The 26,569-nt window shown below is 69.2% G+C and carries 25 protein-coding genes, 1 tRNA gene and 1 pseudogene; 22 read left to right on the plus strand and 5 right to left on the minus strand.

The genetic code is table 11. The features are described 5' to 3' along the window. Window positions 1–147: 147 nt before the first annotated feature. The 16 genes from yegS to ASE10_RS11295 all read left to right on the plus strand — a co-directional run bounded on the left by yegS (window position 148) and on the right by ASE10_RS11295 (window position 17,554). Window positions 148–1,104: a lipid kinase YegS gene (gene yegS / locus ASE10_RS11220; RefSeq protein ID WP_055908943.1), complete on the plus strand. Its 957-nt coding sequence runs from the start codon at window positions 148–150 to the stop codon at window positions 1,102–1,104. A gap of 156 nt (window positions 1,105–1,260) precedes the next feature. After that, window positions 1,261–2,751 (plus strand): anthranilate synthase component I, encoded by a 1,491-nt coding sequence (gene trpE, locus ASE10_RS11225; RefSeq protein WP_055908940.1) that lies wholly within the window; start codon window positions 1,261–1,263, stop codon window positions 2,749–2,751. A gap of 422 nt (window positions 2,752–3,173) precedes the next feature. Then, window positions 3,174–3,956: an SIMPL domain-containing protein gene (locus ASE10_RS11230; protein ID WP_055908937.1), complete on the plus strand. Its 783-nt coding sequence runs from the start codon at window positions 3,174–3,176 to the stop codon at window positions 3,954–3,956. A 175-nt stretch (window positions 3,957–4,131) separates the two neighbouring features. After that, complete coding sequence (locus ASE10_RS11235; RefSeq protein ID WP_055908934.1) at window positions 4,132–4,314, plus strand: hypothetical protein; 183 nt, start codon at window positions 4,132–4,134, stop codon at window positions 4,312–4,314. 143 nt (window positions 4,315–4,457) lie between these two features. Further along, window positions 4,458–5,132: a response regulator transcription factor gene (locus ASE10_RS11240; protein WP_055908931.1), complete on the plus strand. Its 675-nt coding sequence runs from the start codon at window positions 4,458–4,460 to the stop codon at window positions 5,130–5,132. After that, window positions 5,129–6,508 (plus strand): ATP-binding protein, encoded by a 1,380-nt coding sequence (locus ASE10_RS11245; protein ID WP_055908928.1) that lies wholly within the window; start codon window positions 5,129–5,131, stop codon window positions 6,506–6,508. The genes ASE10_RS11240 and ASE10_RS11245 overlap by 4 nt, the downstream gene beginning before the upstream one ends. A gap of 478 nt (window positions 6,509–6,986) precedes the next feature. After that, entirely contained in the window at window positions 6,987–7,568 is a 582-nt protein-coding gene (locus tag ASE10_RS11250) for an aminodeoxychorismate/anthranilate synthase component II (protein ID WP_055908925.1), read from the plus strand. Further along, window positions 7,569–7,919, plus strand: coding sequence for a hypothetical protein (locus ASE10_RS11255; RefSeq protein WP_055908922.1), 351 nt, complete (start codon window positions 7,569–7,571; stop codon window positions 7,917–7,919). 13 nt (window positions 7,920–7,932) lie between these two features. Further along, on the plus strand, window positions 7,933–8,964 hold the full coding sequence (trpD, locus tag ASE10_RS11260) for an anthranilate phosphoribosyltransferase (RefSeq protein ID WP_055908919.1): 1,032 nt from the start codon (window positions 7,933–7,935) through the stop codon (window positions 8,962–8,964). A 34-nt stretch (window positions 8,965–8,998) separates the two neighbouring features. Continuing rightward, window positions 8,999–9,349 carry an antibiotic biosynthesis monooxygenase gene (locus ASE10_RS11265; protein WP_055908916.1) on the plus strand — a complete coding sequence of 117 codons (351 nt, stop codon included), beginning with the start codon at window positions 8,999–9,001 and terminating at the stop codon, window positions 9,347–9,349. After that, window positions 9,342–10,547, plus strand: coding sequence for a beta-aspartyl-peptidase (gene iadA / locus ASE10_RS11270; RefSeq protein ID WP_056304917.1), 1,206 nt, complete (start codon window positions 9,342–9,344; stop codon window positions 10,545–10,547). The genes ASE10_RS11265 and iadA overlap by 8 nt, the downstream gene beginning before the upstream one ends. A 22-nt stretch (window positions 10,548–10,569) precedes the next feature. Further along, window positions 10,570–11,412 (plus strand): cyanophycinase, encoded by an 843-nt coding sequence (locus ASE10_RS11275; RefSeq protein WP_055908910.1) that lies wholly within the window; start codon window positions 10,570–10,572, stop codon window positions 11,410–11,412. Window positions 11,413–11,424: 12 nt separating this feature from the next. Then, a complete protein-coding gene (cphA, locus tag ASE10_RS11280; RefSeq protein ID WP_055908907.1) occupies window positions 11,425–14,214 on the plus strand; it encodes a cyanophycin synthetase in 2,790 nt (929 codons plus the stop codon). Further along, window positions 14,215–16,029 (plus strand): Mur ligase family protein, encoded by a 1,815-nt coding sequence (locus ASE10_RS11285; RefSeq protein ID WP_055908904.1) that lies wholly within the window; start codon window positions 14,215–14,217, stop codon window positions 16,027–16,029. Then, entirely contained in the window at window positions 16,026–16,817 is a 792-nt protein-coding gene (gene trpC, locus ASE10_RS11290; RefSeq protein WP_055908901.1) for an indole-3-glycerol phosphate synthase TrpC, read from the plus strand. Before ASE10_RS11285 ends, trpC begins: the two co-directional genes overlap by 4 nt. Further along, window positions 16,814–17,554: a haloacid dehalogenase-like hydrolase gene (locus ASE10_RS11295; protein ID WP_055908898.1), complete on the plus strand. Its 741-nt coding sequence runs from the start codon at window positions 16,814–16,816 to the stop codon at window positions 17,552–17,554. Before trpC ends, ASE10_RS11295 begins: the two co-directional genes overlap by 4 nt. A 311-nt stretch (window positions 17,555–17,865) precedes the next feature. On the opposite strand, the gene ASE10_RS11300 is transcribed toward ASE10_RS11295, so the two are convergent. Together ASE10_RS11300 and crp are read right to left on the minus strand one after the other, a co-directional pair. Then, a complete protein-coding gene (locus tag ASE10_RS11300; RefSeq protein ID WP_056304919.1) occupies window positions 17,866–18,327 on the minus strand; it encodes a GNAT family N-acetyltransferase in 462 nt (153 codons plus the stop codon). A 10-nt stretch (window positions 18,328–18,337) separates the two neighbouring features. Then, window positions 18,338–19,029 (minus strand): annotated as a pseudogene (crp, locus tag ASE10_RS11305) (cAMP-activated global transcriptional regulator CRP). 222 nt (window positions 19,030–19,251) lie between these two features. Here crp and speD point away from each other — a divergent pair. Next, entirely contained in the window at window positions 19,252–20,043 is a 792-nt protein-coding gene (speD, locus tag ASE10_RS11310) for an adenosylmethionine decarboxylase (RefSeq protein WP_055908890.1), read from the plus strand. A gap of 155 nt (window positions 20,044–20,198) precedes the next feature. On the opposite strand, the gene coq7 is transcribed toward speD, so the two are convergent. Together coq7 and ASE10_RS11320 are read right to left on the minus strand one after the other, a co-directional pair. Then, window positions 20,199–20,843: a 2-polyprenyl-3-methyl-6-methoxy-1,4-benzoquinone monooxygenase gene (coq7, locus tag ASE10_RS11315; protein ID WP_055908886.1), complete on the minus strand. Its 645-nt coding sequence runs from the start codon at window positions 20,841–20,843 to the stop codon at window positions 20,199–20,201. A gap of 9 nt (window positions 20,844–20,852) precedes the next feature. After that, entirely contained in the window at window positions 20,853–22,055 is a 1,203-nt protein-coding gene (locus ASE10_RS11320; RefSeq protein WP_055908883.1) for a (Fe-S)-binding protein, read from the minus strand. A gap of 169 nt (window positions 22,056–22,224) precedes the next feature. On the opposite strand from ASE10_RS11320, the gene rplM reads away from it, so the two are divergent. From rplM to maiA, 5 genes are all read left to right on the plus strand, one after another. Beyond that, entirely contained in the window at window positions 22,225–22,653 is a 429-nt protein-coding gene (rplM, locus tag ASE10_RS11325) for a 50S ribosomal protein L13 (RefSeq protein ID WP_055908880.1), read from the plus strand. Between the two features lie 15 nt (window positions 22,654–22,668). Continuing rightward, on the plus strand, window positions 22,669–23,061 hold the full coding sequence (rpsI, locus tag ASE10_RS11330; RefSeq protein WP_055908877.1) for a 30S ribosomal protein S9: 393 nt from the start codon (window positions 22,669–22,671) through the stop codon (window positions 23,059–23,061). Between the two features lie 42 nt (window positions 23,062–23,103). Continuing rightward, window positions 23,104–23,178, plus strand: a tRNA-Gln gene (locus ASE10_RS11335). 330 nt (window positions 23,179–23,508) lie between these two features. Beyond that, window positions 23,509–24,498, plus strand: coding sequence for a fumarylacetoacetate hydrolase family protein (locus ASE10_RS11340; protein WP_056304920.1), 990 nt, complete (start codon window positions 23,509–23,511; stop codon window positions 24,496–24,498). A 96-nt stretch (window positions 24,499–24,594) separates the two neighbouring features. Further along, window positions 24,595–25,257 (plus strand): maleylacetoacetate isomerase, encoded by a 663-nt coding sequence (maiA, locus tag ASE10_RS11345; RefSeq protein WP_056098649.1) that lies wholly within the window; start codon window positions 24,595–24,597, stop codon window positions 25,255–25,257. An 83-nt stretch (window positions 25,258–25,340) separates the two neighbouring features. Here maiA and ASE10_RS11350 read toward each other — a convergent pair whose 3' ends face one another. Next, a complete protein-coding gene (locus tag ASE10_RS11350) occupies window positions 25,341–26,453 on the minus strand; it encodes a PilT/PilU family type 4a pilus ATPase (RefSeq protein WP_055908868.1) in 1,113 nt (370 codons plus the stop codon). Window positions 26,454–26,569: the final 116 nt, after the last annotated feature.

The following is a 26,569-nucleotide window of genomic DNA, read 5'->3' on the forward strand; positions in this document are numbered from 1 at the left end:
CCGCCCGTCGTCCCTGATATGGCCTTCGATACTCCGGGCCGGCGATGACGCGACGATGACAGCAGTGCGACCGTGGCCTGCAGCGTTCACTGAGACTTAGCGCCGCGCTGCTAGCCTCGCCGATCCTTCCGCGCGAGAACCCGCCTGATGCCGATGCCGCATTGGCGTCTGATCCTCAACGGCAAATCCGCCGGCGACGATGCCCTGCGCGAGGCCGTCGCCGCGATCCGTGCCGATGGCGTCGCCCTCGACGTGCGCGTGACCTGGGAAAGCGGCGACGCCGAACGCTACGTCGCCGAGGCGATCGCCGACGGCGCCGATACCATCGTCGCGGCCGGCGGCGACGGCACCCTCAGCGAGGTCGCCACGACGCTGGCGCACCGCGACGAAAACGCCGACGCGCTGCCCTCGCTGGGGCTGGTGCCGCTGGGCACCGCCAACGACTTCGCCACCGCCGCCGGCCTGCCCGACAACGCTTGCGAGGCCTTGCGGCTGATCCGCTCGCGCCGGGCACAGCCGATCGATCTGCTGCGCCTGCAGGCCGCCGACGGCCTGCACTGGGCCGCCAACCTCGCCAGCGGCGGCTTCGGCACCCAGGTCACGGTGGAAACCGACGAAGGCCTCAAGAAGATGCTCGGCGGCCTGGCCTATCTGATCACCGGCATCTCCAAGCTCGGCCGCATCGACCCGATCCGCGCGCATCTGAGCGGCGAAGGCTTCGATTGGCGAGGCGACTTCATCGCCCTGGGCATAGGCAACGGCCGCCAGGCCGGCGGCGGCCAGGCCCTGTGTCCGGACGCGCTGATCGACGACGGCCTGCTCGATCTGAGCGTGGTGCCCGAGCTCTCCGGCGAGGTCGGCGCCACCGTCAGGACCTTGCTGACCCAGGGCCAGCACGCCGCGCTGGAGCGGGTCGCGGTGCGCGCGCGGCTGCGCAGCGTCGAGATCGATGCCGAGTCGGAACTCACCCTCAACCTGGACGGCGAGCCGGTGAGTTCGCGCCATTTCCGCATCGATTGCGTGCCCGCGCGCGTGCGCATGCACCTGCCCGAGGGCTGTCCGCTGCTCGCGGCCTCGGTCGCGGCGCAGCTCCGGTCCGCCTGAGCGGCCGGGCCCCGTCGCGCCGGCCCGGCGAAGCCGTTAGAGTGTCGGCCATGAAAGCCTGGGCGAACCCGCATTCCTTTTGCGCCGACGTGGGTTGGCGATGGTGGCCGTCGGCCATCGTCGCTCCTGCCCACTCGCCCATGAAGGAACCGCCGCGTGATTTCGCCCGAACTCTTCCAGCAACAGGCCGCTAACGGCTACACCCGCATCCCCGTCGTGCGCGAGGTCCTGTCCGACCTCGACACGCCGCTGTCGGTCTACCTCAAGCTCGCCGACGGCCCGCACACCTACCTGTTCGAATCGGTCGAGGGCGGCGAACGCTTCGGCCGCTATTCGATCATCGGCCTGCCGGCCAAGCGCGTGTACGCCTTCGCCGGCCACACCCTGTTCGTGACCGAACTGGGCGAGCTGATCGAAACCCGCACCGTCGAGGATCCGTTCGCCGAAGTCGAACGCCTGCGCGCCGCGCATTCGGTGCCGCGCATCGAAGGCCTGCCGGGCTACACCGGCGGCCTGGTCGGCTGGTTCGGTTTCGAATGCATCCAGTACATCGAGCCGCGCCTGGCCGGTCCGCAGGCCGACGGCAGCTCCAAGCCCGACGAACTCGGCACGCCCGACATCCTGCTGATGCAGAGCGAGGAAGTCGCGGTGTTCGACAACCTCAAGGGCCGGCTGTACCTGATCGTGCACGCCGATCCCAGCGAGCCGCAGGCCTACGCGCGCGCCAACCGCCGCCTCGATCAGCTCACCCACCGCCTGCGTCACGCCGGCGCCGGCTATCCGGAAACCCTGGACTCGGTCGGGCTGGAAGAAGATGACTTCGTCTCGGGTTTCACCCGCGAGGGCTTCATCGCCGCGGTCGAGAAATCCAAGGAGCTGATCCGCGCCGGCGACATCTTCCAGGTGGTGCTGTCGCAGCGCCTGAGCGTGCCGTTCAAGGCGCGCCCGGTCGACGTGTACCGCGCCCTGCGCGCGCTCAATCCGTCGCCGTACATGTACTTCCTCGACGTCGGCGAGACCCAGGTCGTGGGTTCGTCGCCGGAAATCCTGGTGCGCCTGCAGGACGGCGAGATCACGGTGCGCCCGATCGCCGGCACCCGCCCGCGCGGCAAGACCGTCGAAGAGGACAACGCGCTCGAGGCCGAACTGCTGGCCGATCCCAAGGAGCGCGCCGAGCACCTGATGCTGATCGACCTGGGCCGCAACGATGTCGGCCGGGTCGCCGAGCCGGGCACGGTGCAGGTCGGCGAGCAGTTCGTGATCGAACGCTATAGCCACGTGATGCACATCGTCAGCGAGGTGACCGGCCGTCTCAAGCCGGGCTTGAGCTACGCCGAAGTGCTGCGCGCGACCTTCCCGGCCGGCACGGTCAGCGGCGCGCCCAAGATCCGCGCGCTGGAAGTCATCCGCGAGCTCGAACCGATCAAGCGCAACGTCTACTCCGGCGCGGTCGGCTACATCGGCTGGCACGGCGACGCCGATACCGCCATCGCGATCCGTACCGCGGTGATCCAGGACGGCCGCCTGACCATCCAGGCCGGTGCCGGCATCGTCTACGACTCCGATCCGCAGAAGGAATGGGAAGAGACGATGAACAAGGGCCGCGCGTTGTTCCGCGCCGTGGCCCAGGCGGCGCGCGGCTTGTAATCGCGTCGCTCCGGCGCCGCCGTGCCGCGGCGCCGGCTGTTCGCCGTGGGGTAGGAGCGGCGTAAGCCGCGACCCCGCAGCATGTGTTCGCGATGCGATTCCGGGCCGGCGCGGTACGCCGATTGCCGTGGTCGCGACTTACGTCGCTCCTACACATGCCGCGGCGCCGGCGGTTCGCCGTGGGGTAGGAGCGGCGTGAGCCGCGACCGCAGCATGCGTTTGCGATGCGATTCCGGGCTGGCGCGGTACGTCGACTGTCGTGGTCGCGACTCACGTCGCTCCTACCCCAAAGCGGCTTGCGCCTGCCTCGGGCGATGTTCGATAACCCCATGCCGCCGCCACGCCCGTTGCGATGAGTAGGCGCGGCCCGCGACGGGCCCGCGAACTCGCATCGACACGACGATCGTCATCAAGGAGGCGACATGCTGTTCCGTACCCTCGGCCTGCTCGGGCTGGCTTTGCTATCCAACGTCGCGCAGGCGCAGGTCAACGCCCTGCCGCCGACACGGCACATCCTGGTCTACGGCGACGCGCAGGCGCGGGCGGTGCCGGACCGGTACAAGATCGCGATGCAGTTCGACGCGGTCGATGCCGATCCGGCGGCGGCGCGCGAACGTGTCGAAACCCAGGTGCAGGACGTCATCGGCAAGCTCAAGGCCGTCGGCGTGGCCGAGCATGAGATCGTCGCCACTTCGCTGCAGATCGATGCCCGCCAGCGTTACGACAGCGAATCGCGCGAACAGGTGTTTCTCGGCACCGGCGTGCGCCGCACGCTCACCGCGCGCTTCGGTCAGAAGCAAGCGCTGGAGCGGTTCCTGGCGACGGTACGGACGTCCAAGGAGTTGTCGATCTCCGGCGTCACCGCCGAACTGGCCAGCGAAGCCGAACTGCGCCGTCAGCTGCGTCAGAAGAGTATCGAGTCCTCGCGCGAAAAAGCCGAGGTCATCGCCCGCGCGTACGGCGCGAAGCTCGGCGGCGTCTACAGCGTGTCCGATGTTGCGCCGCAGTTTCAGTACGGCGTGCAGGAAGGCTCGTGGCCGACGGCTTACGACTGGAACACCTACGGCTATGCCGCCGGCAGCGGCAACCTGGAGCGCGTCGTGGTCAGCGGCAGCCGTCTGCGCGCCGGCGCGGCCCCGTCCTTCCAGGCCGGCTACATCGACTTCCAGGACAAGATCTACACCGTCTTCCTGCTCGCCGACTGACGCCGGCGCGGCTCCGAACCCTGCATGCGCGGGCCGCGACGGCCCGCGCCGAACATTACGGATAGTTCATGTGCCGGAAAGCTCGCCGCCAGCCCGCGGCGCGCAATCTGTACCTGCGATGGGGCCCGACCCCACCGGCAATGAACCCATCCATACAGTGTCCAGGAGCCCCATCATGAACGTCCGCAATGCCCTGTTCGCGCTCGCCCTGACCGCCGTCGCCGGTTCGGCTTTCGCCGCCGCCCCGGCCCCCGCCCCGGGCGCCGCCGCCCCGGCCAAGACCGCCACGGTCAAGCACAAGGTCCACAAGGCCAAGGCCGACACCAAGGCCGGCGCGCCGGAAGCCAAGAAGAGCTGATCCACCGCGTAAGCCTGCGTCTGCGGTTCCCTCCTACGTTCCACCGTTCTCCATTACGTCCCCGAAGCCCACCTCGACCCCAGGTGGCTGCCCCGCCGGCTTCCTCCCGGCGGGGTATTCTTTTTGCGAGACCGGGAGTCGGCATGCGCGTCCTGTTGATCGAAGACGATCCCCACACAGCGGGTTTCATCGCCAAGGGCCTGCGCGAGGACGGGCACGCCGTCGATCATGCCGACAACGGCAAGGACGGCCTGTTCCTGGCCACCACCGAGAGCTACGACGCGATCGTGCTCGACCGCATGCTGCCCGCACTGGACGGCCTGATCCTGCTGCAGACCCTGCGCGGCGCCGGCAATCGCACGCCGGTGCTGCTGCTGACCGCGCTGGGCGAGGTCGATCACCGGGTCGAAGGCCTGCGTGCCGGCGCCGACGATTATCTGGTCAAGCCCTTCGCCTACGCCGAACTCAGCGCGCGCCTGGACAGCATCCTGCGCCGCGGCAGCGCCGGCGGCAGCGAGCCGACCCGGCTGCGCGTGGCCGATCTCGAACTCGACCTGCTCAGCCGCGAGGCGCACCGCGGCGGCAAGCGCATCGAACTGCAGCCGCGCGAGTTCCGCCTGCTCGAATACCTGATGCGCCAGGCCGAACGCGTGGTCACCCGGACCATGCTGCTGGAGGCGGTCTGGGACTATCACTTCGATCCGCAGACCAACGTCATCGACGTCCACATCAGCCGCCTGCGGCAGAAGATCGACCTGGGCCATCCGAAGCCGCTGTTGCACACGGTGCGCGGCGCGGGCTACCGGTTAGGCGGATGAGCCCGACCCTGCGCTCGACCAGCGCGCGCCTGGCGCTGGCCGTCACGGCCTCGTTCCTGCTCGCGTTCGTGCTGCTCGGCGCGGGCGTGCATTACGCGGTATCGGCGCTGCTGGTCGAGGACGCGCGCGAGGTCGTGCGCGCCGACGCCGCCGGCCTGGTCGAGCTGTACCGCGAAGGCGGCCGCGACGCGCTGCAGTCCGAACTGCGCGAGCGCATCGCCGCGCAGGACGACGCCGACGCGGTCTATGCCCTGATGACGGCCGATGGGCGCGTACTTGCCGGCCGCTACGGCGGGCGTCCGCTCGCGCACGCGAGCAAGCTGCGCTGGACCGAATTCGTCGAGCGCGACGGCGACGAACGCCTGCGCGTGGTCGCGCAGTTGCAGCGCCTGTCCGGCGGCGACACTTTGCTGACCGGCGTGCGCCTGCGCTCGCAGGGTCGCTTTCTGGCACTGATGCTGCGCACCGCCCTGGCGGCGCTGCTGGTCGCGACGACCCTGGGCGCGCTGGTCGGCTGGTTGACCTCGCGCTGGGTGTCGCGGCGCCTGCGCAACCTGGACGACACCGCCGAACGGGTCGGCGCCGGCGAGCTGGCCTTGCGCGTGGCCCTGGACGGCAGCGACGACGCCTTCGACCGGCTCGCGCGGCGCTTCAACGGCATGCTCGACCGCATCGGCGAACTGCTGGGCGGCGTGCGCCACGCCACCGATCACATCGCCCACGACCTGCGTACGCCGTTGACCCGCCTGCGCAACCGTCTCGAAGAACTGCGCGATCGCCCGGACGATGCCGGTCGCGACGCCGAACTGGACGCGGCGATCGCCGAAACCGACCAGCTGCTGCATTCCTTCGGCGCCTTGCTGCGGCTGGCGCGGATCGAGGCGCAGCCGCCGGTGCACGACGAGCCGGTGCTGGACCTGGCCGAACTCGCGCGCGACGCGGTCGAGCTGTACACGCCGAGCGCGGCCGAGCGCGGCATCGTCCTGCGCACCGAACTGCCGCGCGCCGACGAAGCGCCGGCGACGGTGCGCGGCGACGCCGACCAGTTGTTCCAGATGCTGGTCAACCTGCTCGACAACGCGGTCAAGTACGCGCCGGCCGGCACCGAGGTCGGCGTGGGCCTGCGCCGCGAGCGCGGCGCGGTGGTGCTGCGCATCGGCGATCGCGGCCCGGGCATCCCGGTCGCCGACCGCGAGCGGGTGTTCGACCGTTTCCAGCGCCTGGAGGCGCACCGCGGCTCGCCCGGCACCGGTTTGGGCATGAGCCTGGTGCGCGCGATCGCGCACCGCCACGGCGGCCACGTCAGCCTGGGCGACAACGCGCCCGGGCTGGAGGTGCGGATCGCACTGACGCCGGCCGAACCCGGCCCGGCCTGATCTTGCCCGGCCTGATCCGCCCTGCCTGATCCGCCCGGCCGCGCTTCGGCCTCGACGCGGCCGGCCGCGAGGGCAGGGCGCCGTCGCGTCGCGGCGGCGGAGCGGCTACAGTAGGGCCATGACCGTTCGCGCGAACCCGCAATTCCCGTCCAAGGCCGCTCCGGGCTGGCGATGGTGGCGTGCTGCCTCCGTCTGCGTTCCGCCGTCCTTCCGGGAAACCCTGCGTGATCTATCCGCCTTCGATCCAGCACCACGCCGTCCGCTGCGCAGCGACCGCTGAACGCCGCGCGCGCGTCCCCGCGCCGACCGCCGCCCCACCTCTCCGATCGTTATTTCCCGCGGACCGTCCGCGGCCGGATAATCGCGGGCCGGCGACCCCGGCCCCATGGCCGCAGGGCGCGTGCGCGCGCGACGGGTCGTGGTCCGGCACCCGCATCCGCCGTTGCCCACCCGGCCTCCCCCGAATCCGAGACGCGTCATGTCCGTTCTGATGATCGACAACTACGACAGCTTCACCTACAACCTCGTGCAGTACCTGCAGGCGTTGGGGGCGGAGGTGAAGGTGATCCGCAACGACGACCTGTCGGTGGCGCAGATCGAGGCGCTGCAGCCGGAGCGGATCGTGATCTCGCCCGGTCCGTGCACGCCCAACGAGGCAGGCGTGTCGCTGGAACTGATCCGCGAGCTCGGCGCGCGCGTGCCGATCCTGGGCGTCTGCCTCGGCCACCAGAGCCTGGGCCAGGCCTACGGCGGCGACGTGGTGCGGGCCAAGACCATCATGCACGGCAAGACCTCGCGCATCCGCCACGAAGGGCAGGGCGTGTTCGCCGGATTGCCCGATCGCTACGAGGCCACGCGCTACCACTCGCTGGTGGTGTCGCGCGAGACGCTGCCCGAGTGCCTGGAGATCACCGCCTGGACCGAGAACGAGGACGGCAGCTTCGAGGAGATCATGGGCCTGCGCCACCGCGAGCATCCGGTCGAAGGCGTGCAGTTCCACCCCGAGTCGATCCTGACCGAGCACGGCCACGCCCTGCTCAAGAACTTCCTGGAGCGTTGAATGACCCGTACCCACCGAGCCCTCGCCGCCGCCGTCCTGCTGGCCGGACTGGCTGGCCACGCGTCCGCGGCCACCAAGCCGTCCAGCCATGCCTGCGCCGCCGACGCCCTGATCCAGGCCCAGAAGCTGCTGGCCTTCCACACCGACGACGACGAGCGCGCCCGGGTGTCCGGGCCGGCCAAGCCGTTGCCGTCCATCGTCAATCCGGCCAACGCCAAGCAGCGCTTCGACGTGCTCGAAGTCTGGGGCTACGTCTACAAGGGCCAGTACCGGATGCGCCTGGAGTACTACCGCCTCGGCAACGACTGCGTCCTGATGGGCCAGGAAATCCTCGAGCACGCCTCGCTCTGACCCGGACCGCATCATGCCCCTGACTCCGCAAGAAGCCCTGCAGCGCACGATCGAGCACCGCGAGATCTTCCACGACGAGATGGTCGATCTGATGCGCATGATCATGCGCGGGGAAGTCTCGCCGACCATGACCGCGGCCATTCTTACCGGCCTGCGGGTGAAGAAGGAAACCATCGGCGAGATCGCCGGCGCGGCCACGGTGCTGCGCGAATTCGCGCGCCCGGTCGAGGTCGCCAACCGCAGCGGCCTGGTCGACATCGTCGGTACCGGCGGCGACGGCGCCCATACGTTCAACATTTCCACCGCCAGCATGTTCGTGGTGGCCGCGGCGGGTGCCAAGGTCGCCAAGCACGGCAACCGCAGCGTGTCCTCGAAGTCGGGCAGCGCCGACGTGCTGGAAGCGCTGGGCGCGGCGATCGAGCTGCAGCCCGAGCAGGTCGCGCAATGCATCGACGACACCGGCATCGGCTTCATGTTCGCGCCGGTGCACCACCCGGCGATGAAGGTGGTCGCGCCGGTGCGCCGCGAGATGGGCGTGCGCACCTTGTTCAACATCCTCGGGCCGCTGACCAATCCGGCCGGCGCGCCCAGCATCCTGATGGGCGTGTTCCACCCCGACCTGGTCGGCATCCAGGTGCGCGTGCTGCAGGAACTCGGCGCGCAGCGCGCGCTGGTGGTCTGGGGCCGCGACGGCATGGACGAGTTGTCGCTGGGCGCCGGTTCGCTGGTCGGCGAGCTGCGCGACGGCGTGGTGCGCGAGTACGAAGTGCACCCGGAGGATTTCGGCATCGCCATGGCCGCCAGCCGCAATCTGCGCGTGGCCGATGCGGGCGAGTCCAAGGCGATGGTGCTGCAGGCGCTGGAGAACCGCGACGGCCTGCCGCGCGAGATCGTCGCGCTCAACGCCGGCGCCGCGCTGTACGTGGCCAACGCCGCCGAGAGCATCGCCGACGGCATCGTCCGCGCCCGCGCCGCGCTCGCTTCGGGCGCCGCGCGGGCCAAGCTGGACGAGTTCGTCGCCGCGACCCGTCGGCTCGCGTCCTGATTCCTTTCGCCAGCCTTAGCCAGCGAGTCCGTCCATGAGCGATCCTTTCGCCAAATTGCCCGCGCCGCCGTACTACGCGGTGATCTTCAGCTCGCAACGCAGCGACCAGGACGATGCCGGCTACGGCGAGGCCGCCGACCGCATGGTCGAACTGGCCGCGCAGCAGCCCGGCTACCTCGGGGTCGAGTCCACGCGCGGCGCCGACGGCTTCGGCATCACCGTCAGTTACTGGACGGACGAGGCCTCGATCGTGGCCTGGAAACGCAATCTCGAACACGCCGCGACCCGCGAGCGCGGCCGCAAACACTGGTATGGTCGCTACGAATTGCGCGTGGCCAAGGTCGAGCGCGCTTACGGCTGGACCAAGGGGCCACAGGATGAATGACGCCGCGCCGCAGGCCGGATTGCGCTTGCTGCGCAACGCCGAAGTCTATGCGCCGCAACCGCTGGGCCGGCAGCATCTGCTGCTGGGCGGCGGCAAGATCCTGTGGATGGGCGCCGATGCGCCGTCCCTGCCGGCCGAACTGTCGGTCGAGAGCATCGACCTGGAAGGCCGGCGCCTGATCCCGGGCCTGATCGACGGCCACGTCCACGTCACCGGCGGCGGCGGCGAAGCCGGCTTCCGCACCCGCGTGCCGGCGCCGATGCTGTCGCGCTACACCCGCGCCGGCGTGACCAGCGTGGTCGGGCTGCTCGGCACCGACGACCTCGCGCGCAGCACGCGCGAGCTGGTCGCGGCGATTTACGCCTTGCGCGAAGAAGGCCTGAACGCCTGGGGCTATTGCGGCGGCTACCACCTGCCGCCGACCACGCTGACCGGCAGCGTGCGCGGCGACGTGGTTTTCGTCGAACCGCTGATCGGCGTGGGCGAGGTCGCGATCAGCGACCACCGTTCCAGCCAGCCGACCCTGGACGAATTGCTGCGGTTGGCCTCGGATGCGCACGTCGCCGGGCTGATGACCGGCAAGGCCGGCATCGTCCATCTGCATCTGGGCGACGGTCCGCGCGGGCTGGAGTTCGTGCGTCAGGCGCTGGAGCGCAGCGAACTGCCGGCGCGCGTGTTCAACCCGACCCACGTCAATCGGCGCAAGGCCTTGTTCGAGGAAGCGCTGGAGCTGGCGCGGCGCGGTTGCTGGATCGACCTGACCGCGTTTCCGGTCGAGGACGGCGAGGACGCCTGGAGCGCCGACGAGGCCCTGATCCGCTATCTCGACAGCGGCGCGCCGCCGGAGCGGGTGACGGTCAGTTCCGACGCGGGCGGCTGTCTGCCCTGTTTCGACGCCCATGGCCGCGTCTGCGGCATGGACGTGGGCGAGTCGGGCGCGCTGCTGCAGTGCCTGAACGCGGTACTGGCGCGCGGCGTCGCCCTGGAGCGCGCGCTGCCGGCCTTCACCCGCAACCCCGCGCAGTTGCTGCGCCTGGACGGCAAGGGCCGGATCGAGGTCGGCTGCGATGCCGATCTGGTGTCCCTGGACGGCCGCGGCGCGGCGCATGATGTCTTCATCGGCGGACGGCCGCACCTGCGCGATGGCGCGGTGCTGCGCCATGGTCAGTTCGAAACCCCGTCGCAGCATTCCGAATAGTTAGTAGAAGCGAGTACGTAGGATGGCACCCAGCAAAATCCCCGATGGCGAACAGCGGGGTTGGATCGTTCCGATCGGCGGAGCGGAAGACAAGGAGAACGACACCGCCATCCTGCGGCGTTTTCTCAAGGTCAGCGGCGGCAGCGCCGCCGACATCGTGGTGATCCCGACCGCCAGCCGTCTGGCCGACACCGGCGATCGCTACGAGAAGCTGTTCACCGAGCTCGGCGCGGCGCAAGTCGAGGTGATGGACTTCGACACGCGCCGCGACTGCCACGAACCGGGCCGGGTGCGGCGGATCGAGCGCGCCAGCGGCATTTTCTTTACCGGCGGCAATCAGATCCGGATTTCGACCATGCTGGGCGGCACGCCGGTTGCGCAAGCGATCCGTGCGCGCAATGCTCAGGGCGTGACCGTCGGCGGGACCAGCGCCGGCGCCAGTATTCTCAGCGAGCACATGATCGCTTACGGTGTCGAAGGGGCGTCGCCGCGCGCCAACAGCGTCCGGCTCGCGCCGGGCCTGGGTCTGACCAACCGCGTGGTGATCGACCAGCACTTCCGCCAGCGCGACCGTCTCGGCCGTCTGGTGGCGTCGCTGGCCTACAACCCGTTCGCGGTCGGCATCGGTCTGGACGAGGACACGGCGGCGTTCATCGGTCCCGACAATACGATCGAGGTCGAGGGCAGCGGTTCGGTCACCGTGGTCGACGCCGACGGTCTGCAGTTCTCGTCCATGCACCTGGTCGGCGAGAACGAGCCGGTGTGCCTGCTCGGCCTGGGCGTGCACATACTCACCAAGGGCGCCACGTTCAATCTCAACACCCGCAAAGCATCCGCCGGTTCGCTGGCGCCACCCAAGACATGAAGTGAGGTTCACATGCGCATACTCGAACGCACCGTCTACGTCGGCCCTTCGCTGTATGCGCATTTTCCGGTCATACGGCTGGAGCTGGACCTGCAGGCGCTGGAAGCCTGGCCGACCGCGCGCCTGGGGCCGGCCTTCGTCGACGGTCTGCTCGCCGCGCTGCCCGGGCTGGGCGAACACGGCTGTTCCTATCGCGAGGCCGGCGGCTTCGTGCGGCGCCTGCGCGAGGACGAGGGCACCTGGCTGGGCCACGTGCTCGAACACGTCGCGATCGAGCTGCAGAACGTCGCCGGCGAGAACGTCACCTTCGGCAAGACCCGCAGCGTCGGCGACGAGCGTCCCGGCGTGTACTCGGTGGTCTACGAGTACGCGCAGCGCGAGGAGGGCATCGCCGCCGGCGAACTCGGCCTGAAGCTGCTGTGCTCGCTGCTGCCGGCCGAACTGCGTCCGGCCGGCAGCGTGCCCGAGGATTGGGATTGGGAATCGGCGCGCGACGACTTCATCCGCTACGCCCAGCGCCGCGCGCTGGGCCCGTCGACCGCCTCGCTGGTGCGGGCGGCCGAGGAGCGCGGGATTCCGTGGCTGCGCCTGAACACCCAGTCGCTGATCCAGTTCGGCCACGGCAAGTACCAGCAGCGCATCCAGGCCACGATCACCGGCCGCACCCCGCATATCGCGGTCGAACTGGCCAGCGACAAGGAAGAAACCAACAAGATCCTGGCCTCGCTGGGCCTGCCGGTGCCGCGCCAGGAACTGGTCACCGACGCCAGCGGCGCGGTGCGCGCGGCGCGCAAGCTCGGCGGCGCGGTGGTGACCAAGCCCTACAACGGCAACCACGGCCGCGGCATCACCATCAACATTTCCGCCGAGGACGAGATCCGCGCCGGCTTCGAAGCCGCGCGCGAGCATTCGCGCTCGGTGATCGTCGAGACCTACGTCGGCGGCGACGACCATCGCCTGCTGGTGGTCAACGGCGAACTCATCGCCGCGACCCGGCGTACTCCCGGCCATGTGGTCGGCGACGGCAAGCGCACGATCGCCGAACTGGTCGAAGCGGTGAACCAGGACCCGCGCCGCGGCGTCGGCCACGAGAAAGTGCTGACCCGGCTGGAGCTCGACGCCCAGGCCGCGCTGATGATGGAGCGCGTGGGCTACACCGCCGAATCGGTGCCGGCCGACGACGAGGTCGTCTACCTGCGCTCCACCGCCAACCTGTCCACCGGCGGCACCGCCACCGACGTCACCGACATCATCCATCCCGACAACCGCGACATGGCGGTGCGCGCGGTGCGCGCGATCGGCCTGGACGTGGGCGGCGTCGACTTCATCTCGCCCAATATCGCCGAGAGCTACAAGAACGCCGGCGGCGGCATCTGCGAGATCAACGCCGCCCCCGGCTTCCGCATGCACGTCGCGCCCAGCGAAGGCACGCCGCGCGATGCGGCCGGTCCGGTGATCGACATGCTGTTCCCGCCCGGCGCGCCGTCGCGGGTGCCGATCGCCGCGGTCACCGGCACCAACGGCAAGACCACCACCGCGCGCATGCTCGCCCACATCGCCAAGATGGGCGGCTACACCCCCGGCCTGACCACCACCGACGGCGTCTACATCGACGGCCAGCGCACGGTCGAAGGCGACATGACCGGGCCGGTGTCGGCGCGCATGGTGCTGTCGGATCCGCAGATCGACTTGGCGGTGCTCGAAACCGCCCGCGGCGGCCTGCTGCGCGCCGGCATGGGCGTGTCCGAGGTCAACGTCGGCGCGGTCATCAACATCCAGTCCGACCATCTCGGCCTGAAGGGCATCGACACCCTGGAGCAGCTGGCCGAGGTCAAGCGCGTGGTGGTCGAGGTCGCCAAGGACTGCGCGGTGCTCAACGCCGACGACCCCAACGTGCTGAAGATGTCGGCCTACACCGACGCCAAGGTGATCTGTTACGTCACCATGAACCCGGCCCACGCGCTGGTGCGCGAGCACATACGCGCCGGCGGCCGCGCCTGCGCGCTCGAGGCCGGCGTCAACGGCCACATGATCACCCTGTACGACAAGGGCAGCCATATTCCGCTGCTGTGGACCCACCTGATCCCGGCGACGATGGAAGGCCGCGCCCTGCACAACGTGCAGAACGCGATGGTCGCCGCGGCCATGGCGTTCTCGATGGGGATCAAGCTCGATGCGATCCGCCACGGCCTGCGCACCTTCGACACCACGTTCTTCCAGGCGCCGGGGCGCATGAACGTCTACAACGAGCATCCATTCAAGGTGCTCATGGACTACGGCCACAACGCGCACGCGGTCGGGGTCATGGCCGACCTGGCCCAGCGCCTGGACGTGGCCGGGCGCCGCCTGGTCGTGGTCGCCGGTCCCGGCGACCGTCGCGACGAAGACCTGCACGCGATCGCCGAGGCCGTGGCCGGCAAGTTCGACCACTACGTCTGCCGCCGCGACGACGGCCTGCGCGGGCGCGACGGCGACGAGGTGCCGCGCATCATCGCCAAGGCCCTGCAGGCGCGTGGCGTGAGCGCCGAAGCGATCACGATCATCCCCGACGAACAAGCCGCGATCGACGGCGCCCTGCGCATGGCCCAATTCGGCGATCTGCTGCTGGTGTTCGCCGATGCCCTGGCGCGGTCGTGGAAGCAGATCATCCACTTCCAGCCCGAGGGCGCGGTGGCCGCGGCGACGGCACGGATCGAATTGCCGCCGCTGGAACAGACCCTGGACGAGGCCGTGGTCGCGGCCATGGAAGGCGTGGTCCGCGACGAGCGCGGGCTGCGTTTCGAACGCGAAGAGAGCGATTGAGTGACGGCGGATTCCCAAGGCGACGTCGCGGCACCGGAGTTCGAGTTTCCGTTCGAGGATTCGCGCCGGCTGACCGGTGCGAATCTGTATTTCGACCGGCCTGGCGTCGTGCTGGAAACACGCGGCGCGCGGCCGCCGGCGCAGGCGCTCGCGCGTTGGCGGACCAACATCGCCGGCGCGCGCGAGCTGCTGCAGTGGTCGCAGCAGGACGATATCGTCGTGCGTGAGCACGCCAGCGGCGCTTCCTTGGCCTTCGTCGCACCGCTCGACCGCCTGTACGCCGCCACCGAAATCAACGAATGGGCCTGGGCCGAAGTCGTCGGGCTGGTTCCGCAGGACGCGTTGCCGCCGCATGCGCCCGGGCATGCCGCGTACTGGGATCGCGACGACGCCTTGCGCACGCTGCATGCGCTGGCGCGTGCCGAAGCGCGTTCCGATTTGCTCGTCTTGATCGAGCAGGCGCGGGCGCAGGGCGTGCTCGCCTACAGCGACGACGAGGCGCTGTCCCTGGGCGAGGGCGCGACCAGTCGGACCTGGAGCCTCGACGATCTTCCGTCGGGCGACGAAGTGCCCTGGCAGGACCTGCGCACGATCCCCAAGGCTGTCGTTACCGGCTCCAACGGCAAGACCACCAGCGTGCGCCTGCTCGCGGCGATGGCGCGCGCGCAGGGTTGGAACACCGCGCACAGCAGTACCGATGGCCTCTACGTCGGCGGCGAATGCATCGACGGCGGCGACTATTCCGGCCCGGTCGGCGCGCGCACCCTGCTGCGCCGGACCGATGTCGAAGCGGCGATCCTGGAAACCGCGCGCGGCGGCCTGCTGCGCCGTGGCCTCACCCCGCAGGGCGCGCGCGTGGCCCTGGTCACCAATATCAGCCCCGATCATTTCGGCGAGTACGGCATCCACAACCTCGACGACCTGGCGCAAGTGAAGCTCACCGTCGCGCGCAGCCTGGCCGAGGACGGCCTGCTGGTGCTCAACGCCGACGACGAGCTGCTGGTCCGGCACAGCGCGGCGTTGCCGCAGCGGATCGGCTGGTTCGCGCTCGACGAATCGCATCCGCGCCTGCGTGCGCACCGGGAGCAGGGCGGCGCGACTTGCGGCGTGCGCGACGGCCGGCTGCGCCTGCATTACGACGGCCGCGATCACGACCTGGGCGAAGTCGCCGCGATGCCGCTGACCCTCGGCGGCCGCGTCGCCTACAACCTCGCCAACCTGGCCGGCGCGGCGCTGGCCGCGGCCGCGCTGGGCGTCGCACCGGAGCGCATCGCCCAGGTGCTGGCGCGTTTCGGCGCCGCACCCGGCGACAACCCCGGGCGCCTGCAGCGCTGGTCCTACGGCGACAGCGAGGTCTACCTGGACTACGCCCACAACCCCGACGGCCTGGGCAAGCTGCTCGAAGTCGCGGCCCGGCCCGGGCACCGGCTCGGCCTGCTGCTGGGGCAGGCCGGCAACCGCGAGGACCGCGACATCCGCGAACTCGCCGCGGTCGCGGCGGGTTTCCGCCCCGATCGGGTCGTGCTCAAGGACATGGAAGGCTACCTGCGCGGCCGCGCCGAGGGCGAAGTCGCGGGGATCCTGCGCGACGAACTGCTGCGCCACGGCCTGCCCGAGGACGCGCTGGAGGTGTGCCTGCAGGAGGTCGAGGCCGCCACGCGGCTGCTTCGCTGGGCCGGGCCGGGCGACGTGCTGGTGCTGCCGATCCACAACAGCCAGGCCCGCGAGGCGGTCGTCGTCTTGCTCGATCGGCTGCAACTGGGACAATGGCGCCCCGGCCGGCCCCTGACGGGCGAAGTGGAGATGATGGAATGACCGATGTCCTGCGCACGATCCTGGCCCGCAAGGCCGAGGAGATCGAACAGCGCAGCCGGGTGCGCTCGCTGGACGACCTGCGCGTGCGCGCGGCGCAGCAGGCGCCCACGCGCGGCTTCGTCGACGCGATCAAGCGCAAGCACGCCGCCGGCGAGGCCGCGGTGATCGCCGAGGTCAAGAAGGCCAGTCCGTCCAAGGGCCTGATCCGCGCCGATTTTCAGCCCGCGCAGATCGCGCGCAGCTACGAGGCCGGCGGCGCGGCCTGCCTGTCGGTGCTGACCGACGTCGATTTCTTCCAGGGCAGCAACCTGTACCTGGGCGAGGCGCGCGCGGCCTGCTCGCTGCCGGTGCTGCGCAAGGACTTCACCATCGACCCCTACCAGGTCTATGAGGCCCGGGTGATCGGCGCCGACGCGATCCTGCTGATCGTGGCCGCGCTCGAGGACGGGCCGATGATCGAGATGGCCGGGCTGGCGATGGAGCTGGGCATGGACGTGCTGGTCGAGGTCCACGACATCGACGAGCTCGAGCGCGCGCTGCAGACCGATTGCGAGCTGATCGGCGTCAACAACCGCAACCTGCGCACCTTCGAGGTCTCGCTGGACACCAGCATCGCCCTGCGCGACGCCGTGCCGCGCGACCGCACCCTGGTCACCGAGAGCGGCATCGCCACCGGCGCCGACGTGGCCAAGATGCGCGCGGCCGGCATCGAGACCTTCCTGATCGGCGAAAGCTTCATGCGCGAACGCGACCCGGGCGCGGCCCTGCAGCGGCTGTTCGCGGCATGAGCGCGGAGGGGCGCTTCCCGCCCGCGCGCGAGGACGCGCCGCTGGTGGTGTTCGACTTCGACCACACCCTCTACGACGGCGATTCCGGCAGTCACCTGTTCGCCTGGCTGATCCGGCGCTCATGGTGGCGGCAGCTGCTGGCGCTGCTGATCGCGCCGGTGTTCGGGCCGATGATCGCGTTCCTGCCGACCCGGCGGGTCGGTATTTCCGGATTCGTCTGGGTCGGTTCGGTCGGCATGGGCGGACGCCGCGAGTTCGACGCCGCCATCGACCGCTACGTCGCCGCGCACACCGACGAGATCCGGCGCCGGCTGCTGCCGGTGGCGCTGGACGTGCTGCATCACCACCGCGAGCGCGGCGACCGGGTGGTGATCGCCACCGGCGCGCCGCCGGAGCTGGCGCGCGCGATCCTGGCCTTCGTCGCCCACGAGGACGTGCCGGTGGTCGGCACCCTGGTCGGTCCGCGCCTGGGCGCGGTCGGCGCGCTGCGCCACTGCCACTCCGAAATGAAGATGACCATGCTGCGCGAGGCGGGCTATACCGCGCCGGTCGAGGTCGCCTATTCCGACAGCAGCGCCGACCTGCCGCTGCTCAAGGCCGCGCGCCGGCCGGTCGTGGTCAACCCGAAACCGCGCCGGATCGAGATGTTCCGGCAGGTGCTGCCCCCGGGCACGCCGATCCTCAATTGGGGTTGCCCCGGGCGCGGCGGCGACGCGGTGGCCTCGGCGGCGGGCTAGGGATCGGAATTGGGATTGGGATTGGGATTGGGCCTGCGTCGGCTTGCGGGGTGTCGCGATCGCGGCTTACGCCGCTCCCACAGAAGGCAAGTACGACCCGCTGTGGGAGCGGCGTAAGCCGCGATTCGCGTGAATTCGCGCGCCGGCGCAGTGCCGAAGAAGGCTGCGGCGCTCGCCGCACTCACCATCGCTCTGGGGTAGGAGCGGCGTAAGCCGCGACCACGCACCCCCAAGGCCCGCAGTCCTTCCGGCGCAGCCGTTCATTCCCCATCGGATAGCAGCATTCCGCCGTCGGCGGAACACTCAGGCCCTCAGTCGCCCAGCGCCTTAACAAACCGCAGCGAACCATCGCTGTAGCCGCAATCGCGGTAGAACGCATGCGCCTCGCTGCGGCGCAGGTTGCTGGTGACCTCGATCCGCGACACGCCGGTGCGGCGCGAAATCAGCTCGACCTCGCGCAGCAGGCGCCGGCCGATGCCCTGGCGCTGGCAGGTCGGCGATACCACCAGCGCGGTGATCCGCGCCAATTCGTTGCCGTGGACGACCGAATAGAGGGTGTAGAGCGAGACCAGGCCGCAGGCTTCGCCGTCGATCTCGGCCAGCAGCAGGTGCTGGCGCGGATCGTGACGGACCACCGCGATGCGTTCGGCGGCCTCGTCGCGGTTGCAGGGATAGCCGAGGTCGCCGAGCAGGCGGGCGACATCGTGGGCATCGCCCAATTCCGCCGGACGCACCCGGGGTGCGGTCTCGGCGGAGGTGGCGGCGCGGCCCATCGTCGGCGGCTCAGCGCGTCCCGTACAGGACGACGGTCTTGCCGCGGGCGTGGAGCTTGTTGTCGGCCTGCAGCTTCTTGAGCACGCGGCCGGCCATTTCGCGCGAGCAGCCGACCAGGCGCGACAGCTCCTGGCGCGACACCCGCAACTGGGTGCCCTGCGGGTGGCTCATGGCCTCGGGGGTTCCTTGGCCAGGTCGTGCAGGGCGCGCACGATGCGGTCGGTGACGTCGAGGAAGGCCAGACGGCCGGCCTTGCGGCTGGTATCGAGCAGGCGCCGCGAAATCTGCGCGCCGATCGCGTACAGCAGCTTGGGCGCGTCCAGCGACAGCCGGGTCAGCAGCAGGTCGTAGAGGCGCTCGTGGCCGATCTCGGCGAGCTCGCAGGTGCTGCGCGTGCGCAGGATCACCTCGCGATGGTCGCTTTCGATGAACAGGCCGAGCTCGCCGACGAATTCGCCGGGGCCGAAGTAGCCGAGCACCAGTTCGCGGCCGTCTTCTTCCTCGGTGATGATGCTCACCGAGCCGGAAACGACGTAGTACAGGGTGCTGGCGGGGTCCCCCGGGCGGAACACGTCGGTCCGCGACGGATAGCGTCGGCGGTGGCAGTGCGCCAGGAAGCGTTCGATCGTTGCGCCGTCGGGCAGCAACGGGCTATTGGTTCGACGCAGGGCAGTCAAGGGGGCTACCGGGTTGGCTGACATGGGATTGGGCTTAGGTTATCGAGTGAGCTTAGGGCGAACCGGGGGATTGGGCAAATAGCGTCAACCTAAGGCACTCTACGTCACCCCAGCCCGATATGTGCAGTCCCCCGAGCAGACAGTCGCCACCCGGCGTATGACTGCGGGGTGACAGGGCGCGTTTCCCCCCGCCGCCGTTTGCCGCATAATCCGCGTCTTCGCCGTCCGACCGGGAATCCCCCTACCGTGGTCAAGCCGTTGCCGCGCCTGAGGTTGCAGGGTTTCAACAACCTCACCAAGGCCCTCTCGTTCAACATTTACGACGTCTGCTACGCGGTCTCCGAAGAGCAGCGCCAGCGGTACATCGAGTACATCGACGAGGCCTACAACGCCGACCGCCTGACCCAGATCCTCACGGATGTGGCGGACATCATCGGCGCCAACATCCTCAACATCGCGCGCCAGGACTACGATCCGCAGGGCGCGTCGGTGACGATCCTGATCTCGGAAGAGCCGGTGATCGACAAGTCGGCTGCCAAGGGCGTGATCTCCGACGCCGTGGTCGCGCACATGGACAAGTCGCACATCACCGTGCACACCTATCCGGAGACCCACCCGGACAACGGCATAGCGACCTTCCGCGCCGACATCGACGTGGCGACCTGCGGCGTGATTTCGCCGCTGAAGGCCCTGAACTACCTGATCGAGAGCCTCGAGTCCGACATCGTGGTGATGGACTACCGCGTGCGCGGCTTCACCCGCGACGTGAAGGGCCGCAAGCACTACATCGACCACAAGATCAACTCGATCCAGGACTACCTGGCCAAGAACGTGAAGTCGCGCTACGAGATGCTCGACGTCAACGTTTATCAGGAAAACATCTTCCACACGAAGATGCACCTGAAGGAATTCGACCTCGACAATTACCTGTTCGAGGAGAAGGCCAAGAATCTGTCGTTCAAGGAGCGCATGAAGATCGAAGCGCGGCTCAAGCGCGAGATCGAAGAGCTGTTCCACGGCCGTAATCTGGTCGACTGATCGGAACCGCGCGCAGCGAAAGGCCGGCGAAAGCCGGCCTTTTTCGTTTCTAGGGGCTTCGGGGTAGGAGCGGCGTAAGCCGCGACCACGCCGGCCACCGAAGTTTCGCGGTCGCGGCTTACGCCGCTCCTACCCCAGGGCGGCGCTGGGCGCGCTCACAGCCGGTACGCCACCGTCTTCATCAGCTTCGACGCGGCCGCCATCAGGCTGGGCATTGGCGGCGGCAGCAGGCGCGCGCCCGCGGCTTCGGCGTTGGCGGCGTGGCGGGCCTCGTCTTCCTTCATGGTGCGCAGGATCGCGCGGCTGCGCGCATCGGCTTGCGGCAGCGATTCCAGGTGTTCGTCGATGTGGGCTTCGACCTGGTGCTCGGTTTCGACCACGAAACCCAGGTTCCAGCCGTCGCCGCGCAGCCCGGCCAGCGCGCCGATCGCGTAGCTGCCGGCGTACCACAGCGGGTTGAGCAGGCTGGGGCGGCTGTCGAGTTCGTCCAGACGCTGCGCGCACCATGCCAGATGGTCGGTTTCTTCCTGCGCGGCTTCGAGCAGGTGCTCGCGCGTGGCCGCGTCGCGCGCGACCGCGGCCTGGCCGCAGTACAGCGCCTGCGCGCAGACCTCGCCGACGTGATTGATGCGCATCAGGCCGGCGGCGTGGCGGCGCTCGGCGTCGTCGAGTTCGATCTGTGCGGTGTCGGCGGCCGGGTTGGGCCGCTCGGCGCGGGGTGCGCCGAAGACGGTGTCGAGGGCGCGCTGCGCATCGCTGAGCAGGCGGTCCAGGGGAGTCAGCTCGCGGATCGTGTTCATGCGGCGAGTTTACGTTGCGGCGGGGTTCGCCGGCAGTGAATCGGGCGTGCCTTCCGCGCCGGCCTCGGCCAGCCCGGCCAGGAACTCCAGCGGATGCGCGACCGGTGCGGCGAGCGCCGCGCTCAGGTGCAGGCGGCAGCCGATGTTGGCGCTGAGCAGGCGGGTAGCGCCGCTGTCGGCGAATTGGCGCAGCAGCGGCGCGCGGTAGTCGGCGGCGCGCTCGGGCTCGGTCAGCATCTGAGTGCCGGCGGCGCCGCAACAGCCGTAACCGGCGTTCAGTTCGATCACCTCCAGCCCCGGCACCCGCGCCAGCAGACGCCGCAGGGCCGGCGCCGAACCGACCACGTTGCGCTGGGTGCAGGGCAGGTGCAGGGCGACGCGTTCGCGCTGCGGACGCAGGCGCAGGGCGTCGGCGTGGCGGTCGAGGAAGGCGATCGCATCGAGCGTGCACGGGCCGCCGTGCAGGGCCTGGGCGAGCGCTTCGTGGCAGCCGCTGGTCAGGGTCAGCACGGTGTCGACGCCGGCGAATGCGGCGCGGTTGCGGGCGCCCAGGGCCTGTGCACGGGCCTGATCGCCGGCGTGCGCGTGCAGGCTGCCGCAGCAGGTCTGGTCCTGGACCGCGCGGACCCGGTAGCCGAGGCTGCGGCAGAGCCGGGTCAGCGCGTCGCGCAATCCGGTCTCATAAGGCCCGGCGACACAGCCGACGAACAGGGCCAGCTCGCCGCGCCGGCCGTCATCGGTGGGCTCGGTGGGGACGGTGGGGCCAGCGCGCCGGCCTGGAGGGCGCGGCAGGGGCCGCCAGGCCGTGGGCAGGACCGGGTAGGCGAGGCGATACAGCCCCAGCAGGGTCGCCAAGGCGCGCGGCCGGGCCGCCAAGGCTTCGATCCAGCGCTGCCGGCGTGCGGGCGGACGGCGCTCGCGCTGACGGTTGCGCGCCAGGGTAAGCAATTCCCCATACTGCACGCCCGCCGGGCACACGGCTTCGCAGCTGCGGCAGCCCAGGCAGTGGTCGAGATGGGTGTCGGCGACCGTGGTCGGCTCGATGGCGTCCAGGGCCCAGGCCCGCGCCACGGCGATGCGCCCACGCGGGGATTCGGCTTCCGATCGGTCGTGGCCATAGGTCGGACAGGCCGGCAGGCACAGCCCGCACTGGACGCAGCGGTCGGCCAGCGCCACCAGCGGGTCGGCGGAGGGCAGGCGGGCGGCGGACATAAAGGACGATGCTAGCACGCAGGTCCGGCCGACTTGCAGGGGCTGGCCGACCCCGCTATCATTCCGCCTCTTTCGTTCCACATTCACAACGCGAGGCGAAATTCCGACGCCGCGGCCATTCTGGACGCAAGCGGAATCAGCCCGACCAGGTACCCATAGCAGATCTTTCATGAAGACTTTTACCGCCAAAAACGAGACCGTCCAGCGCGACTGGTACGTCGTTGACGCGTCGGGCAAAACGCTCGGCCGCTTGAGCTCCGAAATCGCGCGTCGTCTGCGCGGCAAGCACAAGCCCGTCTACACCCCTCACGTGGATACCGGCGATTACCTCGTGGTGATCAACGCCGAAAAGATCGCTGTCACGGGCAACAAGCTCCAGGACAAGATCTACTACCGGTTCACCGGCTACGTCGGCAATCTGAAGAGCGAAACCCTGGGCCAGGCGCTGGAGCGCCACCCGGAGCGCGTCATCGAGATCGCCGTCAAGGGCATGCTGCCGAAGAATCCGCTCGGTCGTGCCATGTACCGCAAGCTCAAGGTCTACAAGGGCTCCGAGCATCCGCATGCTGCCCAGCAGCCGCAGCCGTTGGACATCTAAGGTAAAGACACGCACATGGCTATCCAGCAGAACTACGGCACCGGCCGCCGCAAGTCTTCCACCGCTCGCGTGTACCTGCGCAAGGGCGACGGCAAGATCACCATCAACCAGCGTTCGATCGAAGAGTTCTTCGGTCGCGAGACGGCGCGCATGATCGTGCGCCAGCCGCTCGAGCTGACCCAGTCCAGCGACAAGTTCGACGTCAACGTCACGGTCGCCGGCGGCGGCATCACCGGCCAGGCCGGTGCGATCCGCCTCGGCATCGCCCGCGCGCTGGTCGAATACGACGAGACGCTGAAGTCCGAGCTGCGCAAGGCCGGCTTCATGACCCGCGACGCCCGTGAAGTCGAGCGTAAGAAGGTCGGCCTGCACAAGGCACGTCGCGCCACGCAGTTCTCGAAGCGTTAATCGCAGCAGCAATTCTGCGTTTTTTGCTAAGATTTGTTTTATAGCCCCGTCGCCAAGCGGTAAGGCACCTGACTCTGACTCAGGCATTCGGTGGTTCGAATCCATCCGGGGCTGCCAAACCAGGACGATCCACGCCGGCAACGGCGCGGATCGGCAACGAAAAACCCGCCATCCGGCGGGTTTTTTGTTTTGGGGCTCCGCGTCCGGATGTTCCGCGTCCGTATGTTCCGCCTCCGGATGCTCGCGGATCGGCGGCTGCGGGTTCGCTGTCGTGCTCGTCGGCAGTAGGCGTCGGGCCTGGGGCGAATCGCATCGGCGCACCGCAGCACGACTCGTCCGTCACCGCCGCTTCCCGTAGGGTGTAGGCCGGTTCGCGGGTCTGGGTCCGCGGCGATTCGGTTACAATTGAAACCATTGCGCTGCGGCGCCCTGCGATTTGAGGTCTGGATGAAGCTCGGTTCCCTGAAGGAAGGCGGCCGCGACGGCACGCTGATCGTCGTCTCCCGCGATCTGACCCGCGCCGTGCGCGCTACCGGGGTTGCCGAGACCCTGCAGCGCGCGCTGGAAGACTGGAGCAACGCCGCGCCGCGCCTTAACGCGCTGTCCGACGCGCTCAACGCCGGCACCGCCGAAGGCGCGTTCGATCTGGACTGCGCCGCGCTGGCCTCGCCGCTGCCGCGCGCCTACGAGTTCGTCGACGGCAGCGCCTACCTGCCGCACGTGGAGCGCGTGCGTCGCGCACGCGGCGCCGAGGTGCCGGAGAGCTTCTACGTCGATCCGCTGATGTACCAGGCGGTCAGCGCCGGCTTCTACGGCCCGCGCGATCCGGTGCGCGTGGTCAGCGAGGACTACGGCATCGACCTGGAAGCCGAAGTCGTGATCGTGACCGACGACGTGCCGATGGCAGCCACGCCCGAGCAGGCCGCCGCCCATATCCAACTGGTCGGCCTGGTCAACGACGTGTCGCTGCGCAACCTGATCCCGAACGAGCTGGGCAAGGGCTTCGGTTTCCTGCAGTCCAAGCCGCGCTCGGCGTTGAGCCCGGTGTTCGTGACCCCGGACGAGCTCGGCGACGCCTGGCAGGACAGCAAGGTCCACCGCCCGCTGCTGACCCACGTCAACGGCGAATGGTTCGGCGCGCCCGAGGCCGGCGTCGACATGCAGTTCAACTTCGCCCAGCTGGTCGCGCATGCGGCCAAGACCCGTCCGCTGTCGGCCGGCACCATCGTCGGTTCGGGCACGGTCGCCAACCAGGACACCTCGCTGGGCGCGTCCTGCTTCGCCGAGCGCCGCACGGTCGAAACCCTGGAGCACGGCAAGCCGCTGACCCCGTTCATGAAGTTCGGCGATACCGTGCGCATCGAGATGCTCGACGCCGACGGCCGCAGCATTTTCGGCGCGATCGAACAGCGCATCGAACAACAGCCGTCCGCCTGACGGCAGCGGCGCACCGGACGAGAGGTATCCCCGGCGCGCCGGCCAACGGCTAAGGTGACGGTCGATCCGGCACGACGGCAGATCCAGGGACAGGCAGTGGGCGAGCAACTCAGGCTGTATTCGTACTGGCGGTCGAGCGCGTCCTATCGGGTGCGCATCGGCCTCAATCTCAAGGGCCTGGCGTACGAGACCGTGCCGGTGCATCTGGTCCGCAACGGCGGCGAGCAGCACAGCGAGGCCTATCGCGAGATCAATCCGCTCGGCCTGGTGCCGGTGCTGGAGCACGGCAATCGCAAGATGCGGCAGTCGATCGCGATCCTCGAATACCTGGACGAAACCTGGCCGCAGCCGGCCCTGCTGCCGGCCACCGCGCGCGACCGCCAGCGCGTGCGCGCGCTGGCCCAGACCATCGCCTGCGACATCCATCCGCTCAACAACCTGCGCGTGCTGCAGTACTTCGACCATACCTGGAGCGTGCCGCACCCGGAGCGCGAGGACTGGATCAAGCACTGGGTGCGCGAGGGCTTCAGAGCGGTCGAGGCGACCCTGATCGACCACCCGGCCACCGGGCGCTATTGCGAGGGCGACACTCCGACCCTGGCCGACTGCTGCCTGGTGCCGCAGGTCTACAACGCGCGCCGTTTCGGCGTGCCGCTGGACGAGTTCCCGACCATCGTGCGGATCGAGCAGGCCTGCCTGGAGCTGCCCGCGTTCGACGCGGCGCGGCCGGAGAACCAGCCGGACCGGCCTCCGGAGTGAGTGCGTAGCCGCTGGTTGACCGACAAAAAAGCCGGACGTCTCGCGACGCCCGGCTTTTCATTGTCGCGAGACCCGCGGCGCGCTCAATGCGCGGCGTTGGCGTCGTACATGTCCGCGTAAGGATCGTGCTCGGCGCCGCCCTCGGAGAGGCGGAACTTCAGCGCCAGGCCGTCGCGCGAGTCGGCGGCCTTGAGCGCCTCCTCCATCTCGATCCGGCCTTCCTTGTAGAGCCGGAACAGGCACTGGTCGAACGACTCCATGCCTTCTTCCAGCGACTCTTCCATCGCCTGCTTGATCTCGTGCACCTGGCCGCGCCGCATCAGATCGCGCACGTGCGGGGTGTTGATCAGGATCTCGGCCGCGGGCAGGCGGCGGCCGTCGGTGCCGACCACCAGGCGTTGCGACACCACCGCCTTGAGGTTCAAGGCCAGGTTCATCAGCACGTTCTTGTGCGCCGACTCGTTGAAGAAGTTGAGGATGCGTTCCAGGGTCTGGTCGGCGTTGTTGGAGTGCAGCGTCGCCAGGCACAGGTGACCGGTCTCGGCGAAGGCGATCGCCGCCTCCATCGTGGTCGCGTCCAGGATTTCGCCGATCAGGATCACGTCCGGCGCTTCGCGCATCGCGTTCTTGAGCGCGTTGTGGAAGGCGTGCGTGTCCAGGCCGACCTCGCGCTGGTTGACGATCGACTTCTTGTGCTTGTGCAGGTACTCGATCGGATCCTCGATGGTGAGGATGTGGCCCGAGGTGCTGCTGTTGCGGTGGTCGATCATTGACGCCAGCGTCGTCGACTTGCCCGAGCCGGTACTGCCCACGATCAGCACCAGGCCGCGCGGGGCCATGATGATCTCCTTGAGCACCTGCGGCAGCTGCAGTTCTTCGATGCTGGGGATGATGCTGCGGATGGCGCGGATCACCATGCCGACTTCGCCGCGTTGCTTGAACACGTTGATGCGGAAGCGGCCGGCATCGGGCAGCGCCAGAGCCATGTTCAGCTCCAGGTCGCGTTCGAACTGGGGCACCTGGCCCTCGTCCATCAGCGAATAGGCGATCTTCTTGACCATGCCCGGCGGTAGACCGGTGTTGCCAAGCGGGTACAGTCTGCCCTCGACCTTGATGTAAACCGGCGCCCCGGTGGTCAGGAACATGTCAGACGCGTTTTTTTCCGTCATCAGCTTCAGGAAATAGCCGATGTCCATGCACACACCCCTTGTTAACGACTACGTACCGTTGCAAGCACGCCGCCGGCTTCCGACAATGGCCGAGCGCACTCCTTACGCAACGGCATCCCCTATGACCGCAAGCTTCGCACGAA

Source organism: Lysobacter sp. Root76, from assembly GCF_001428685.1.
In the GTDB taxonomy this organism is placed as follows: Bacteria; Pseudomonadota; Gammaproteobacteria; order Xanthomonadales; family Xanthomonadaceae; genus Lysobacter.